This window comes from Dyadobacter psychrophilus (assembly GCF_900167945.1).
Classification (GTDB): Bacteria; Bacteroidota; Bacteroidia; order Cytophagales; family Spirosomataceae; genus Dyadobacter; species Dyadobacter psychrophilus.
This window is the reverse complement of the sequence record NZ_FUZA01000008.1, coordinates 173459-189527: the sequence shown is the minus strand read 5'-3', so window position 1 is coordinate 189527 and position 16069 is coordinate 173459. Positions and strand designations below refer to the sequence as shown.

The 16069-nt window shown below is 43.7% G+C and carries 16 protein-coding genes; 11 read left to right on the top strand and 5 right to left on the bottom strand.

The window, feature by feature from the left end; translation table 11 throughout:
* Positions 1-27: 27 nt before the first annotated feature.
* Both lptB and recJ read right to left on the bottom strand, forming a co-directional pair.
* Entirely contained in the window at positions 28-759 is a 732-nt protein-coding gene (lptB, locus tag B5X68_RS24230; protein WP_082217351.1) for an LPS export ABC transporter ATP-binding protein, read from the bottom strand.
* A 39-nt stretch (positions 760-798) separates the two neighbouring features.
* The gene (recJ, locus tag B5X68_RS24225; RefSeq protein ID WP_082217350.1) at positions 799-2511 is read right to left on the bottom strand and encodes a single-stranded-DNA-specific exonuclease RecJ; all 1713 of its coding nucleotides are present in this window, start codon (positions 2509-2511) and stop codon (positions 799-801) included.
* A gap of 119 nt (positions 2512-2630) precedes the next feature.
* Here recJ and ruvX point away from each other — a divergent pair, with 119 nt between their 5' ends.
* From ruvX to B5X68_RS24210, 3 genes are all read left to right on the top strand, one after another.
* Positions 2631-3044 (top strand): Holliday junction resolvase RuvX, encoded by a 414-nt coding sequence (gene ruvX, locus B5X68_RS24220; RefSeq protein ID WP_082217349.1) that lies wholly within the window; start codon positions 2631-2633, stop codon positions 3042-3044.
* 50 nt (positions 3045-3094) lie between these two features.
* The gene (gene def, locus B5X68_RS24215) at positions 3095-3679 is read left to right on the top strand and encodes a peptide deformylase (protein ID WP_082217348.1); all 585 of its coding nucleotides are present in this window, start codon (positions 3095-3097) and stop codon (positions 3677-3679) included.
* A 106-nt stretch (positions 3680-3785) separates the two neighbouring features.
* Complete coding sequence (locus B5X68_RS24210; RefSeq protein WP_082217347.1) at positions 3786-4583, top strand: amidohydrolase; 798 nt, start codon at positions 3786-3788, stop codon at positions 4581-4583.
* Between the two features lie 25 nt (positions 4584-4608).
* On the opposite strand, the gene gatC is transcribed toward B5X68_RS24210, so the two are convergent.
* A complete protein-coding gene (gatC, locus tag B5X68_RS24205) occupies positions 4609-4896 on the bottom strand; it encodes an Asp-tRNA(Asn)/Glu-tRNA(Gln) amidotransferase subunit GatC (protein WP_082217346.1) in 288 nt (95 codons plus the stop codon).
* A 619-nt stretch (positions 4897-5515) separates the two neighbouring features.
* Here gatC and B5X68_RS24200 point away from each other — a divergent pair.
* The 6 genes from B5X68_RS24200 (at position 5516) to B5X68_RS24170 (ending at position 11525) form a co-directional block, all read left to right on the top strand.
* Entirely contained in the window at positions 5516-6355 is an 840-nt protein-coding gene (locus tag B5X68_RS24200; protein ID WP_082217345.1) for a MotA/TolQ/ExbB proton channel family protein, read from the top strand.
* Positions 6356-6416: 61 nt separating this feature from the next.
* The gene (locus B5X68_RS24195) at positions 6417-7031 is read left to right on the top strand and encodes an ExbD/TolR family protein (protein WP_082217344.1); all 615 of its coding nucleotides are present in this window, start codon (positions 6417-6419) and stop codon (positions 7029-7031) included.
* Between the two features lie 36 nt (positions 7032-7067).
* Positions 7068-7649 (top strand): ExbD/TolR family protein, encoded by a 582-nt coding sequence (locus B5X68_RS24190; RefSeq protein WP_082217343.1) that lies wholly within the window; start codon positions 7068-7070, stop codon positions 7647-7649.
* A gap of 28 nt (positions 7650-7677) precedes the next feature.
* Entirely contained in the window at positions 7678-8502 is an 825-nt protein-coding gene (locus B5X68_RS24185; RefSeq protein WP_082217342.1) for an energy transducer TonB, read from the top strand.
* 221 nt (positions 8503-8723) lie between these two features.
* On the top strand, positions 8724-9680 hold the full coding sequence (locus B5X68_RS24175; protein WP_082217340.1) for a substrate-binding domain-containing protein: 957 nt from the start codon (positions 8724-8726) through the stop codon (positions 9678-9680).
* A gap of 96 nt (positions 9681-9776) precedes the next feature.
* Complete coding sequence (locus B5X68_RS24170; RefSeq protein ID WP_229208547.1) at positions 9777-11525, top strand: tetratricopeptide repeat protein; 1749 nt, start codon at positions 9777-9779, stop codon at positions 11523-11525.
* A 69-nt stretch (positions 11526-11594) separates the two neighbouring features.
* Here the strand turns inward: B5X68_RS24170 and B5X68_RS29280 are convergent, their stop codons facing one another.
* A complete protein-coding gene (locus B5X68_RS29280) occupies positions 11595-11801 on the bottom strand; it encodes a hypothetical protein (protein ID WP_082217338.1) in 207 nt (68 codons plus the stop codon).
* A gap of 105 nt (positions 11802-11906) precedes the next feature.
* On the opposite strand from B5X68_RS29280, the gene B5X68_RS24160 reads away from it, so the two are divergent.
* Positions 11907-13310 carry a BatD family protein gene (locus tag B5X68_RS24160; protein WP_082217337.1) on the top strand — a complete coding sequence of 468 codons (1404 nt, stop codon included), beginning with the start codon at positions 11907-11909 and terminating at the stop codon, positions 13308-13310.
* 6 nt (positions 13311-13316) lie between these two features.
* The gene (aroC, locus tag B5X68_RS24155; RefSeq protein WP_082217336.1) at positions 13317-14396 is read left to right on the top strand and encodes a chorismate synthase; all 1080 of its coding nucleotides are present in this window, start codon (positions 13317-13319) and stop codon (positions 14394-14396) included.
* Positions 14397-14714: 318 nt separating this feature from the next.
* Here the strand turns inward: aroC and B5X68_RS24145 are convergent, their stop codons facing one another.
* A complete protein-coding gene (locus tag B5X68_RS24145; RefSeq protein WP_082217334.1) occupies positions 14715-16058 on the bottom strand; it encodes a Gfo/Idh/MocA family protein in 1344 nt (447 codons plus the stop codon).
* Between the last annotated feature and the right edge of the window lie 11 nt (positions 16059-16069).

Here is a 16069-nt window from a genome sequence, read left to right as displayed (position 1 = left end):
CGTTCCCTTTTCTATGTGCGAAGAATGCTAAACTTTGCGCTTCAACTCGAAATTCTGGCCCAGATAAACGCGTCTTACGACTTCATCCTCCGCCAGTTCCTCCGCGCTTCCCTGCTTTAATATCTTTCCTTCAAATAGCAGATAAGCACGATCCGTGATGGAAAGCGTTTCATTTACGTTGTGGTCGGTAATGAGAATGCCGATGTTTTTATGTTTCAACTTGGCGACAATGCTCTGAATGTCTTCAACTGCGATCGGGTCAACGCCGGCAAATGGTTCGTCGAGCAGGATAAATTTTGGGTCCACCGCTAGTGACCTTGCAATTTCAGTCCGGCGGCGTTCTCCTCCCGAAAGCACCATTCCCTTGCTTTTCCGCACGTGGGTCAGGTGAAATTCTTCGAGCAATTCTTCCACTTTTTGTTTCTGGTCATGGCGGGATAGGTCCGTCATTTCCAGCACTGCGCGAATGTTTTCTTCTACGGTCAAAGATCTGAAAACCGACGCTTCCTGCGCCAGATAACCCAGGCCCAGGCGCGCACGTTTGTACATGGGAAGGCTGGTAATGTCCTTATCATCCAGATAAACTTTTCCGCTGTTTGGTTTGACCAATCCTACGGCCATGTAAAAAGAGGTTGTTTTACCCGCACCATTTGGCCCAAGCAAACCCACAATTTCGCCCTGCTCAACCTGATAGCTTACATTGTTGTTGACAAGACGAACCCCGTATTTTTTTACAAGGTTTTCGGTTCTTAATATCATTGTTTTATCTCTATTTCAATTGCTGAGTGGAAAATCCGCTCACAGCAGTTTAATGTCTTTCAAAGACAGTTGTAACGTTTTTTTATCGCGAAAGTTATTTTCTTCCAGGCAGTAGGCGATCGAAAACGGCTTTCCGTTGACCAGATCTGGATAAAAGTGCGCCATACCAAACCCGATCGCTGTAAAAATCCCCGAATTATTTTGCTTGACATCAAATTTGAGATGCTTTTCCTTCATGATCGTGGGCCTGCCAGCCAGTGAAACATTGCGCGATTCGAAGATTGGCGTCATGTTTCCTGGACCAAAAGGACCCATCTGACGAAGAATGTTATAAAATTTCGGTGTAATCACTTCCAATTCCAGCAGCATATCAATGTTGATCATCGGAATCAGCTGATCCGGTAAAATGCGGCTGCTTACAATGTCATTGAAACGCGTTTTGAATGCTTCCACATTTTGCAACGGCAAGGTTAATCCTGCTGCAAAAGTGTGCCCTCCATATTGTTCCAAAAGATCCGCACATTCCTCGATCGCTTCATAGACATCAAAACCCGGAACCGACCGTGCGGAACCAGCTGCTTTTCCATGCGACTGCGTTAATATAATGGTAGGGCGATGGTATTTTTCGATGCACCGGCTCGCTACAATTCCGATCACGCCTTTGTGCCAGTCTTCCTTATATAATACGGTACTTTTTGCAGTTGTGAACCAGTCGTCGTTTTCAATCATGAAAAGCGCCTGTTCCGTAATGCTCGTATCGAAGGTTCTTCGCTCGCTGTTGTGTTTATTTATTTCCTGTGCAAAATCCGCGGCCACGTCATCTTCTTCGCAAAGCAAAAGTCTTACAGCCTCTTTTGCATGCTTAATCCGCCCCGCCGCATTGATCCTTGGCCCAAGTCCGAAAACAACATTAGTAATGTCCAGCACGCCATTCAGTCCTGCGATCTGGATCAATGCTTTTACGCCGCATCTTGGCGCAGCATTTAATCTTTGCAAACCATAATAGGACAAAATGCGGTTTTCACCCGTAATCGGCACAATGTCCGAGGCGATGCTGATCACCAGCAGATCCAGATGGTCGAACAAACCCGCCGGATCAATTTCATTGTCTAAACAAAATGCTTGCAGCAACTTGAATCCAACGCCGCAGCCAGTCAGTTCTTTATATGGATATTCGCAATCTTCTCTTTTCGGGTCGAGGACAGCAATAGCAGGCGGCAGCTCCGAACCTGGGCGGTGGTGATCGCAGATGATGAAATCAATGCCTCGTTCTTTCGCGGCAGTAACCTTATCAACTGATTTTACTCCGCAATCCAGTGTTACAATGAGCGAAAAGCCGTTTTCATGCGCCCAGTCAATGCTTTGCCACGAAACGCCATAGCCTTCTTCGTATCGGTCGGGAATGTAATAATCGAGATTTGGGTAGATTTTTTTCAGAAAACCGTAGAACAATGCGACGGAAGTGGTGCCGTCCACATCATAGTCTCCGTAAACCAATATTTTTTCACCATTTCTGATCGCATCATTGAGTCTTGTCACAGCCTCATACATGTCCTTCATCAAGAATGGATCATGCAAATGCGAAAGATCGGGCCGGAAAAAGTTACGGGATTGTTCAAAATCAAGGATTCCGCGTTGCACCAAAAGCGTAGCCAGCGACGGGCTTACTTTTAACGATTCGGCCAGTTCCAGGACAATGTGTGTTTGTTCAGAGGTAAATTCAGGGTTGTGTATCCAGCGCTTTTCAATCATGAAACAAAGATAATCGGATTCTGTGATGCGCGTATCAAAATCTATAATGAGCCGGCACTATCAGGAAAAGCTAATTGAAAGGTCTTATCTTTGCAAGCAATTAACATTCTTTAAGATAAATGCCACGTCTTCTGGCGATTGATTATGGTGCTAAACGCACCGGTATTGCTGTTACAGATCCCTTGCAGATCATTGCAACTGCCCTCGATACGGTCAGAACGCATGACCTGTTGGAATTCTTGAAAAAATACGCAGCCACTGAGCCGATCGAAGCATTTATAGTAGGAATGCCCAAGAGACTTGATAACACAGAAAGCGAGAATGCAGCAAGAGTAATTGCATTTGTTAAAATCCTGAAAAAAACATTTCCGGAAATCCCGGTGCACACACACGACGAAAGATTCACCTCGTCGATGGCTTTGCAATCCATGATCGCGTCCGGCTCCAAAAAGAGCGAGCGGCGTGAGAAAGGCAACATTGATAAGATAAGCGCCACGATCATTCTCCAGTCTTATATGGAGAGCAAAAGATGAGTGGGCATGTTTAGGTTACATTATATTAAAACGAATAAAGTCGCATTACAATGATTTATCCCATCGTAGCATACGGAGATCCGATCCTGAGAAAACCAACCCAATTCATTGAAAAAGACCAGCTTGATCTGAAAAAACTTTCAGAAGATATGTTTGAGACCATGCACGGTGCCAATGGAGTAGGACTGGCAGCGCCGCAGATTGGCATGAATATCCGTGTTTTCGTGGTGGACGCAACACCGTTCAGTGAAAAAGATGACGACGATGACGACGAGCCGGATCTTTCACTGGTTGATTTCAAGAAAACATTTATCAATCCCGAAATCCTGGAAGAGGATGGAAAGGAGTGGGCGTTTGAAGAAGGCTGTCTGAGCATTCCGGGCATCCGCGGAGATGTGTATCGTCCCGAGCGCGTGAAAATCCGTTACCGCGACACGGATTGGAATGAGTACACAGAAGAATATACTGGCATGGCCGCCCGGATCATTCAGCATGAGTACGACCATTTGTTAGGCAAATTGTTTGTCGATTACCTGCCTACATTAAAGAAGCAACTGATCAAAGGAAAACTGGCCGATATTACCAAAGGCAATGTGGACTCAGATTACCGCATGCGTTTTCCTGGAAGGAGATAAATAATTTTGAATGAGTGAATGAGTGAATGACTGAATAAAACAGGTCATGCCTATTCACTCACTCACTCATTCGCTCATTCCCTCATTCACTCATTAACCTTCCAGCATGTATACAGGACAGCCTAAGCAAACATTGTCAGTCGCGTTGATCCAGACTGACTTGTTTTGGGAAGACACAACTGCTAATCTTGCTAATCTTGAAGAAAAAATAGCCTTGCTCCCGGAACCGGCCGATATCATCGTACTTCCGGAAATGTTCAATTCCGGATTTACAATGAACACCGCCGCAGCCGAGCCGATGAACTTCACCACCACGCGCTGGATGAAACAAATGGCTGCGCAAACAAAGGCGCTGATCATTGGGAGCTTTGCCGTGAAACAAGATGGCAAATATTACAACCGTTTAATGTGCGTCAACCCCGATGGCTCCTATATATTTAATGACAAGAAACACCTGTTCAGTTTTGGTAAGGAAAATCTTACCTATACGCCCGGAAAATCAAGGCTGATCATCGATTATAAGGGCTGGAAAATCTGCCCGCTCGTCTGCTATGACCTTCGCTTTCCGGTTTGGAGCCGGAATCTTGCTTCTGATCCTTATGACCTTCTTATATATGTAGCAAACTGGCCAACCCGGCGTGCGCATGCGTGGAATACATTATTAAAGGCACGTGCTATTGAAAATCAGAGTTATGTAATTGGCGTCAACCGCATCGGTTCGGACCCGAATGGGCTTACTTATCAGGGAGATTCTGTTGCCCTTGATTATTTAGGGGAACCGCTGAGCATGTTATCAGGTGTTGAAACTGAAAAAATAGTCAGTTTCAATAAGACTGAGCTTGATGCTTACCGCGTCGCATTTCCAGCATTAGCCGATGCCGATGACTTTCAGATAAATTGGTGACAGGAGGGGCAAAGTGTCCTATTCATTACTCAATTACCTTGGGGACCATTATATAGGATGTGTTTTTGGCAGGCGCATTTGCAAGTGCCTCCTCCCGGCTCATCGTATTTACACCTACATCTTCACGCCAGTTATTGACCTCGCTAAGGATATGAGTCAGAGGTTCCACGCCTTCGGTATCAACCTCATTCAACTGCTCCATCCACGTTAAAACGGAATCCATACTCTTAAGAAGGCCCTCTTCTTCTTCTGGTTTTATTTCCAATCGGGCCAGATGGGCTATTTTTTTAAGAGACTCTTTGTCGATTTTCATTGTGTTATGAATTTGTTAAGTTACCGTTGAGGCTTGAAACGGAAGTCAAAATTACCGGATTTTTGCGATTCTGTTTTCCGTGGTGGTAATTTATTCAAGAAGCCCTGCGAACAGCTGATGAAACCGGCCTCTTGTTTCTGTTGTTTTAGTAAAATTTGCCAAACAGCATAAAATGTTGGTTATCCGAATTTTAAAATTGTTGTTTAGCTAATAGTAGGAGAAAAATAATATTTGCTTTTCTAAGGGATTGTTGAAATATTTTGAACTACAATTGGTCACTTTGAAAAACATGTTAGCAGAGATTATCATAAAGAGTACAATTATGTATAAATTTGAATCTTGCTTGCATATGATTCTTAATCAGCATAAAATCGAGAATAATTTAGAAAATTGAATGTCCGGGTTTCTTTAAAATATGCAATTTCTACGAGCTATGTCAAAAATTCTGAGAAAAAAACTGACGAAATGCTTGCTTTTTTTTAAAAGGAAAACTCATACTTTTGTAGAAGGCTATTATCCAAAACGCGGTCAAAATTTTATTTTACCAAATCCAGTTTTAACCAAAAGTTTTATTTAATTCACAACCAAAATCTCAATTTAACCTTTAAAAGTAAGTCTGATGGAAAAGAAAGCTACAAGTCCGGCACCAGCTCCAAAGCCTGCTGCGGCAGCAACAAAAGGCAAAGGCGGTTTGAACCCGGCATTGGTAATCCCTCTACTATTTGCGATTGCATTATGCGTTTACATTTTCGTTCTGGGAGCTCCCGAACACTTTAAAGACGGCGATCACGCAAAAGGCCCAATCGATGGTGATTACTACGGAATCGTTTACAAAGGAGGTCCTATCGTACCAATTTTGATGACTTGTTTCCTGATCGTTTTAACATTTACAATCGAGCGTTTGATCACTTTGAACAAAGCTCAGGGATCTGGAAGCATCGATTCATTCGTTGTGAAGTTGAGAGGCCTTCTTGACAAAAACCAAATCGAAGAAGCAATTAAAGAATGTGACAGACAAAAAGGATCTGTTGGTAATGTTATCAAAGCAGGTCTTTTGAAATATAAGCAATTGACTACTGAAACTGCCCTTGACAAAGAGCAGAAGCTTGCAGCACTTCAGAAAGAAATCGAAGAAGCTACAACGCTTGAACTTCCAATGCTTCAGAAAAACCTTACCATTATCGCGACACTTGCGGGTGCATCTACACTTTTGGCACTTCTTGGAACGGTAATCGGTATGATCAAAGCCTTCGCGGCTCTTGGTACATCAGGTTCTCCTGACTCAGCTGCACTTGCAACAGGTATCTCTGAGGCCCTTATCAATACGGCACTTGGTATCGGTACTTCTGCAATCGCAACAATCTCATACGCTTACCTGAACAGCCGTGTTGACGACCTTACTTATAGCATTGATGAAATCGGCCTGAGCCTTCAATCAAACTTTGCTACACATTATTAATAGTTTTCTGAACTATTAATATGAAAGTTTCGTTAATATACAAAAAACTTATATATTTGCTATGGGAAAGGTAAGACCTAAGAAGCATGCGCCGCATACGGATATGACAGCGATGACTGACGTAGCGTTCTTACTACTGACGTTCTTTATCATGACGGCAACTTTTAAGTCGAATGAAGCGGAGATTACAACTCCCTCTTCCATTTCGCAAATAAAAGTTCCGGATGATGACATTATGGTCATTAGTATTGACAAAGCGGGCAAAGTGTTCTTTGGAGTGGATGCAAAACCGGTTAGGGCAGCAATGCTTGAAAACATAGGCCAGTCAAAAGGGATCACGTTCACGGAAACTGAAAAAGCAAAATTTGCATTGCAATCAAGCTTTGGATTTCCGTTGGCTCAGTTGAAACCTTGGTTGAACATGTCGAAAGAACAAATGCCTAATGTGAAGCAACCAGGTATTCCTGTTGACTCAACAGGAGCAAGTGAACTGGCTGACTGGGTTTATGCAGCTCGTAAGGCCAACAACCAATTGAGAATCGCATTGAAAGGCGACAACCTTTCTAAGTTCCCGGTTTTCAAAGATGTGTTGTCTAACTTACAGTCGCAGAATATTAACAAGTTCAACCTGATCACAGGTAGCGAACAAGCGCCTGCCGGCTACACGAACGATTAGTTTTAACAAAAGGGATCATTTTAATAAGAAGAAAAAATGGCAGCAATTGAAGAATCCGGTGGTGGTGGGCATGGCAAAGGCGACGGTAAGGTTCGGGCCAAGAAGATGTCCACTCGCGTGGACATGACTCCAATGGTGGACTTGGGATTCTTGCTTATCACTTTTTTCATGCTAGCAACGACAATGTCGAAACCGACATCCATGACGTTGGCTGTGCCTGATAAGACTGATGAGAAGGACCAGGAAAAAACTGAACCGTTAAAAGCGTCGAAAGTGTTGACCCTGTTCATGGGAGCCAACGACGATGTATATTATCTTGACGGAGTAGCTGCGGATGATGATAAAGCAGAAGCATCTTTGAAAACAACCCGCTACGGGTTCGATTTGAGAAGTGTGATTTTTGCTTCTGCAAAGCGCATTAATGCTGCAAACCCGAAGGATGAAAAAGGTAACGATCCTTTTGTTGTGGTAATTAAGCCAACACCAGTATCGACCTATAAGAACATGGTTGACGTACTTGATGAAATGGCGATTACCAAATCAAAGAGATACGCACTTGTGGAGACTCTGACAGATTCAGAGAAAAAGCTCCTTGGTGACAAAATCGAAGAGAAATAATAATTAATCAAATCAAATTCAAAGCGCCATGGCAGAAATAGGCCCGAATGCTACACTGGATGATATAGTGTTTGCTGATCGTAATAAGGCGTACGGAGCATTTTCACTTCGTCGGGGCTATCGTGCCGATGTGACGAAGGCTACCTTGATCGGAGCGGCTCTCTTTGTTCTTGCAATGTTTACACCGTCAATTATTAATAAACTGTCGGCTGGCGAGGAAGAAGAGGTTGCAATGGTTGAAGTGGATTTAATGAAAATACCACCGCCGCCAATAGATCCGGCAGAACCACCACCGCCACCACCGCCGCCGGTTGAACAACCTAAGGTGAATACGGTGAAGTTCTTGCCTCCTGAGGTAAAAAAGGACGAGGAAGTACCTGAAGAGGTGCCACCACCAACAGTAGAAGAAATTAAAGAAGCTGTTGTTGCGGATAAAACAATTGAAGGAGATCCAAACGCGAACGAGATCATTGTTGCTCCGGAAGCAGTAGCGGCACCAAGCAAAGGAACCGTTGTAGAAGCAGCACCAGAACCGGAAAAGGTTTTTACCGTTGTTGAGCAGCAGCCTGAGTTTCCAGGTGGTACGGCTGAAATGTACAAGTATTTAGGTAAGAATATCAAATACCCAAGTGCGGCTTCACGTGCCAACGTTTCAGGAAGGGTGTTTATGTCATTCGTTGTAAATACGGATGGAAGTATCCAAGATGTGGCGGTATTGAAAGGACTTGGTTTTGGTTGCGATGAAGAAGCTATCCGTGTTGTGAAAGCAATGCCGAAGTGGAAACCAGGAAAGCAGTCAGGACGTGCGGTTCGTGTTAAGTACAACCTGCCAATCAATTTCCAACTGGAGTAACTCATGAGGGAAAAACCATTGCATGAGAAGATCGGTGATCTAACCTCTGTGTTAATGGCTCTGACATACATAGGAGGAGGGGTCTTTTTGATCCTCTCCTCCTTGTCTTTTAGGTTGTTACCTGTTGGCAGTCTGGCGAGGAATGCCTTTGCTGGCACACTTATTTTGTACGGAGCTTACAGAGGTTACAGGGTTTGGAGAAGAAGAAATCAAAAAGAACTATGAAATTTTGGTCAGCCGGAATAATGCTCGGCACATCAGTAGCGTTTCTGAGCTTGCTAGGTTGCGGTGGTTCTAATGGTGATCTTGATAACCCCAGGCAGGGAACAATCACAATTGCCTCGGACGAATCATTCAAACCGCTGGTAAATGCACTAACCAATGCTTACGAGGGAATTTACCCGAATACGCATTTCAAATTAGATTACAAGCCTGAGCAGGAAGCGATTCGCCAGTTGTTGCAAGACAGCGCGAGGATCATTTTTGCAACCAGGCAACTGAATGAAAAGGAAACGGAGATCATCAAAAAGCAGAAAGGATCCTATAAATTCCAGCATATAGCAACAGACGGTCTTGCTTTGGTAATTAGTAAATCTAATGCGGACAGCCTGATTACCATGCCGGAAATAAAGGCGATCCTGGAAGGGAAAATCACTGATTGGTCTCAGTTGAAAGGCGGAAACCAGAAAGGTCTGATCACATTGGTGTTTGATAATGCTAATGCGAGCAACCTCAATTTCGTCCTCAATAAGTTTGGGATTACCGATATTCAACGTTTGCGTATTATTTCATCTGGTTCGAACGAGAATGTAATAAAGGATGTTCGCTCCAACCCATTGCACTTGGGATTTATAGGTGTCAATTGGATAAGCGACGGACATTCACTGGCATCGGAGGAACTTTCGAAGGGAATCCACGTAATGGGTGTCGCGCAGAAGGCAAACTCCGATTCGCTGGCCAGTTACATTCAGCCTTTTCAGGGAGGACTCGAATTTAAAAGATATCCCCTCCACCGGGACTTGTATATCATCAGCCGTGAAGGATACTCGGGATTGGGAGGCGGGTTAATGACTTACATCGCACGGGATGTAGGTGGGTTGATAATCCAAAAAATGGGCTTATTGCCAACTGTACCTTACCCTAGGGAGCTTGAAATAACCACGGGGAAGAATTTTTAATAAGTGTAATACAACTTAAGATTTGGGACTTGTTATTGGAAAGCCAAATTTTTTATCATTATTTTAACCGGGTAAAAAATGAACAGAAACATGAGAATGAAATTAGTAGCACTGGTAATTGGTTTATTAGCGTTTGTTAATTTACACGCACAAACGACGCAGGATGGCTTAGCATTGATTAACGGTGAACGTTACAATGAAGCGGGCGATTTATTCAAAAAACTCGCAGAAACAACGCCTTCTGCTGATAACCAATATTACCTTGGTTATTACTATATAAAAACCAACCAACTGGATGAAGCGCAAAAAGCCTTTGATAAAGGTTTGACAATTGATGACAAATCTTACCTTAACAAGGTAGGACAAGGCACAGTGGCACTTGCAAAAGGTGAAAAAGCGAAAGCAAAAGAACTTTTTGACGAAGCTGAGAAGAAAAAGAAAAAAGATGCAGAGGTTCTTTTCAGAATAGGAGAAGCTTACACATTGTTTGAAAAAAATAACGATCCTGCTGAGGCGATCAGACTTTTGGACGAAGCTGTTAAGAGAGATAAAAATCTTGCGGATGCTTATCTTGCAAAAGGTGACGCATTGATGTTGCGTAATGAAGGTGGTGCTGCTGTAACTGCATACGAGTATGCATTGACTGCAAAACCAAACTACGCAGCTGCTCACAATGCAATCGGATCAATCTACCTGCGCGGTAAAAACTATAACCTGGCGCTTGAAAATTACAAAAAGGCAATTGACGCAGATCCTAACTTTGCACCTGCTTATAAAGACCTTGCTGAATTGTACTTCTTAGCTCAGAAATACAAACAAGCGGCTGAAAACTTCGACTTGTTTATTCAGAAAAGCGGAACTACTGATCCTGAAATGAAATTGCGCGCTGCGCAGTTTGCTTTTACAGCAGACGATTACGGCAAATCATTGCAATTGCTTGAAGAGATTAAGGGCAAGATCAACAACCCGATCACATTGCGTATGTATGGCTGGTCTTATTTCAAGACAAACAAGCCTGACGAAGCAATTCAGAACTTGACTGAATTCTTGAAAGTTGCTCCGGATAAAGTAATAGGTGATGACTACAAATACTTGGGTCGTGCTTACAATCAGAAAGTAACAGACGGAAAAGGTTATGATTCAACTGGTGTAGCTTACATTTTGAAAGGCGCTGACATGGATACGAGCAAAGCCGAAGCTGCAACAGCTTACAAAGAGGTGGCTGCATTGTACTATGCTGCAAAAGACTTCCCGAATGCTGCGGCAACTTTCGAAAAAGGTATCGCATTGGACACTGCGAAAGCAAGTGCAAACGACTACTATTACACTGGATTGTCTAACTTCCAGATGGCAACAGCGAAAGTGCTTCCAACTGCGGCAGACTCCAACTATGCAGACAGCGCTAAGATTTCTCTGGAGAGAAAAGCATTGTTCCTGAAAGCAGATTCTATTTTTGCAACGGTAACACAGAAGCTTCCTGAATGGCCATATGGATATTATTGGAGAGCAAGTACGCTTTACAATGCGTATGACAGACAAGAAAATGTAGATAAAGGCATTTCTCAGCCTTACTACCTGAAATTGACAGAACTTGCTGAAAAGGATCCAGATCCAAGCAAATACAAGTCTTATCTGAAATTGGCTTATGGTTATCTGGCATTCCACGCACAAACTACGTTGAAAGACGAAGCTAAGTCTAAGGAATACTGGGAGAAGCTATTGAAGGTTGATCCGGACAATGCATCTGCAAAAGAAGCATTGGGATTAGCAGTGGCTCCTACACAGGAAACTGCTCAGCCGGCTGCGGCGGCTGGAAAGAAACCAGCTCCAAAGAAAAAGCAATAGTAAACAGATCATAATGAAAGAGGCCGCTTGGATATCCAAGCGGCCTCTTTCATTTAATTTTTTTTCATTCTAGCCTAATGATGACAGGCGTGCAAAGCAAGTATTAAGTACTGGTAAATGTATCGTTCCGTAGTTATCGTAACACCATTGTCTTAAACGTCTCACCTCAGCGGGCATCAACATACGAATTGCTTTTCTAAGTTCCTTTTCAAACAATCTGCGGTCGAAGCTAACTTTTTGCAGAATAATTTTAATGTATTCAAGCATCGAGGCCATAGTATTATGTAGTTTTGTGGTTTAGGGACGTGAATAATTTATCTAAGAATCAAGCCAAAAACATCTGATCACGGCAATTCCTAATAAAGTTAACGAAAATATTTAATGAAATTATATGCGTTATTAAATATTATTTTGTGTTTTTCTGGTACGCTTTGTGCCCAGACAATTAATGACGCCTCCACGATCGAACTTGGATCCAAAAATCTTTCACTGGATCAACCTTTTCTTATATCTGTTGTTTTGCGTGACGCCGAAACGCGTCCGGCGGTTATTTTTCCTGAAATTAATGGCCTGGAAAAGCGGAGCAAATCCGCTACGAGTGCAATCAGTACGGTGGATGGAAAGAAAGTTGTAATACAAACTATCACGCAGGAATATTATGCAACCAAACCGGGTAACTATCTTATTCCTGAATTTGTCATCACTGTTAACACACTTAAACTAAAATCAGAGGAGACAATGGTAGTCTTCTCAAAGTCCACGGGCCCTGGCGAGGCACTTTCTGCCGTTGTAAGCCCTCCATTCGAGACAGAGGTAGAAGATACAGGTGATGGGATATTTCTCTCGGTACAAACCGATAAAAAAGCAATCTATATACGGGAAGGCTTCGCGCTTCGCATTTCGCTCTATATTGCCGAAAATGCTCCTGTCCAAATGGAATTTTACCGCTTCAATGAACAGCTGCAATCCATTTTGAAACAATTACGGCCAGGCAATTGCTGGGAAGAGAATGTGGGCATCGAGGAAATTGTCAAACGCAAGGTGACCATCAGGGGGCGCCGCTATACGGAATATAACATGTATCAAGCGCGCCTATTCCCGATTACAACAGAAGATATTGTTTTTCCATCCATAGCATTACAGATGCTTGTGATTGATAATAGCAAGGCAGTCAATGTTGAGCGCAAGGTCATCAAATCTTTTAGATCGAATAAAGCGACAATTTCCGTGCGTCAGTTACCCGATCATCCGCTTCGTGATCAAGTGGCTGTTGGGCAATATGGCCTGAAAGAGAATCTGTCGAGCGAACTCGTTTATCCGGGTGAAAGCGTGCGTTATATGTTCAAGGTCGAAGGGGTTGGAAACATTGCAGCGATTCCGGCACCAACGATCCAAACCAGCTCAACGTTTGACATTTATCCGCCGGAAGTCAGCCAAATCATTAAAAGGAGTTATCAGAGTGTGATTGGGGAGAAAACTTTCGATTACTTTGTTGTTCCAAGAAAAGATGGAGAGTTTCCTTTGGGAAGATATTTTCAATGGGTGTATTTCAATTCAGCAAAAGCAAAATATGATACATTAAGGTCCGCTAAAATGCTTTCTGTGAAAGGAGAGGACTACAAGCTCGCCAACTTATCACTAAGCGGCTCCTCCGGGCTGTACGATAACCTGGAAAGCTTAGATAGCAGCAAAGAATCAATAGATTATAAAAAGATTTTAAAAGACACCACCAACGGCATTGTCATTCTTCTGCTGATAGCAATGGTTTGGGTATTCAGAAAGTAAAATTTAATGGGAAGTACATACGGTAAGATTTTCAAGATAGCCACATTCGGCGAATCGCACGGAGCAGGAATCGGTGTGATTATAGAAGGATGCCCCGCGGGCGTAAATTTCGATTCTGACTTCATTCAAAGCGAGCTGACAAGGCGTAAGCCAGGCCAGTCGAGGATCACGACGCAGCGCAAGGAAGCGGACGAATTTGAAGTGCTTTCAGGCGTATTCGAAGGCAAAACCACAGGAACACCCATTGCACTGATTATCAGAAATGAAGATCAGCGCAGCAAAGATTATTCTCACATTGCTGCCCAGTTCCGTCCTTCGCATGCTGATTATACATATCAGGTTAAATACGGAGTGCGTGATTATAGGGGCGGTGGCAGGAGTTCGGCGCGGGAAACGGCTGCAAGAGTTGCTGCCGGCGCACTGGCTAAGTTGCTTCTGGCCGATCTGGGCGTGAGCATTCAGTCATATGTTTCACAGGTAGGGACATTGAAACTCGAAAAATCATACAAAGAACTCGACCTGACATTAACAGAGAGCAACGCTGTTCGCTGTCCCGATCCGGAGATGGCACAGCAAATGTTCGATTACATCGACTCGGTGAGAAAGCAGGGAGATTCTGTGGGTGGTGTTGTGAATTGCGTCATTACAGGCGTTCCGGCAGGCTGGGGCGAACCCGTATTTGACAAACTGCATGCTGAAATGGGCAAGGCCATGTTAAGCATTAATGCGGTAAAAGGATTCGAGTATGGAAGCGGTTTTGAAGGCGTCACATTGCTGGGTTCGCAGCATAATGATGCATTTTATATAGATAATGAGGACAAAGTGCATACGCGGACAAACCATTCCGGCGGAGTGCAAGGTGGTATTTCAAATGGGGAAGATATTTATTTCCGCGTAGCATTCAAGCCGGTTGCCACCATTATGCAGGATCAGGAAAGCATTGACCAGCATGGGGACGTTGCGATTGTGCAGGGAAAGGGCCGTCACGATCCATGTGTGGTGCCGCGCGCCGTTCCTATCGTAGAGGCTATGGCTGCATTGGTTCTGGCTGATTTTTATCTTCGCAACAGGGCCAGCAAAGTCTAGATCTTATTGCGTTTACGTCTTTGATTGAGGCTTAATACTAGCCATATAGTTCCAACGAATTCAATAGCGAGGGCAGTGAGGATAACAGGATTACTGAATTTTGGTTGATCAGATCTAAGTGAGGCACCAACCGCAAGCAAAAGCATACCGGTTAGCAGAATAAGCACAGCGTTTCTCAGGCCAAGTTTCACTGACTATATCGTTGGTTCAACAATTGAATTCCGTCAAAATGGACATTCCTTATCGAATTTAGAAATTTCTCTTACAACTTACAAACAGAAAAGGGCTCCTAAGAGCCCTTTTCTACTGCATTTTATCTTAAATAACCTGCGTCTTACCAGGAACCGCAACCGGATAAAGTCCGTCAGGGCCCGGAAGGATTTTTGGAGAAGCATCCCAGGCTAATTTGTCCGGGAACAGGTTAATGTCTGAATTGAAAGCTTCATCCCACTTGATCATCTTACCAGAATAAGTCGCCATACGGCCCATAATGGCTGTCATTGTACTTTTTGCTCCATTTTCAGCATCAGCAAATTTGTATTCACCTTTCGCAATAGCAGCAAACAACTCGTCGTGCTCAACCTGATAAGGATTTTTATCACCTTTATCGTCGTGCTGATAAATCACGCCACCTTTGTAATCTTTCAAGATTGTTTTCTTACCATCAAAACTGTCGATACGTCCTTTTGTTCCTACAAAAGCCTCATCAACTTTATTCCAGGTGCCTTCAAACTGACGGCATTGGCTTGAAATAACGGTTCCGTCTGCGTAAACAAGATCCAAAGTATGGTGATCGAAAATCTCTCCATATGCTTTTCCCGTACGCACTTCGCGACCGCCCGTGCCCTGAATTGAAACAGGATAGCCTTTTTTCACCCAGTTAGCCACGTCAATGTTGTGCACGTGCTGCTCAGAAATGTGGTCACCGCAAAGCCAGTTGAAATAATACCAGTTTCTCATTTGGTATTCCATCTCAGTTTGGTTCGGCTGGCGCTCCTTCATCCATGGGCTGCTGCCAACCCAGTAAACCTGTCCACCTACAACGTCTCCGATTGCGCCATCGTGAATTCTCTTGATAGCCGCCAGATAGTTTGCCTGATAGTGGCGTTGCAAACCAACAACCACATTCAATTTCTTTTTCTTAGCTTCTTCTGCAATTTCAAGCACTTTACGAATCCCCGGTGCATCGGTAGCAACCGGTTTTTCCATGAAAATGTGCTTGTTATTTTTTACAGCCTCTTCAAAATGCGAAGGACGAAAGCCCGGAGGTGTTGCTAAGATCACAACATCCACGTCTTTCAAAGCGATGGCTTTTTTGAATGCGTCGAATCCTACAAATTTACGGTCATCGGGCACATCTACTTTGGTTTTAATATCAACCACCGTTCCCGCTGCATTTTTGTATTTTTTTGCAGTCAGGTTTTTGTATGATTCATCCAGACGGTCCTTAAAAGCATCTGCCATCGCAACGATCTGGACATTCTGGGTTGTGCTCAAAGCTTGCGCAGCGGCACCTGTTCCTCTTCCGCCACAACCGATAAGAGCGACCTTAATCGTCTCATCGACAGCACTGTTAAAGCCGTATCCGCGAACCGGATTCAGCATTGCACCGCCAGCAAACAAGCCCGATGCTTTTAAAAAATCACGTCTATTTTGTTCCATTACCTTTACGT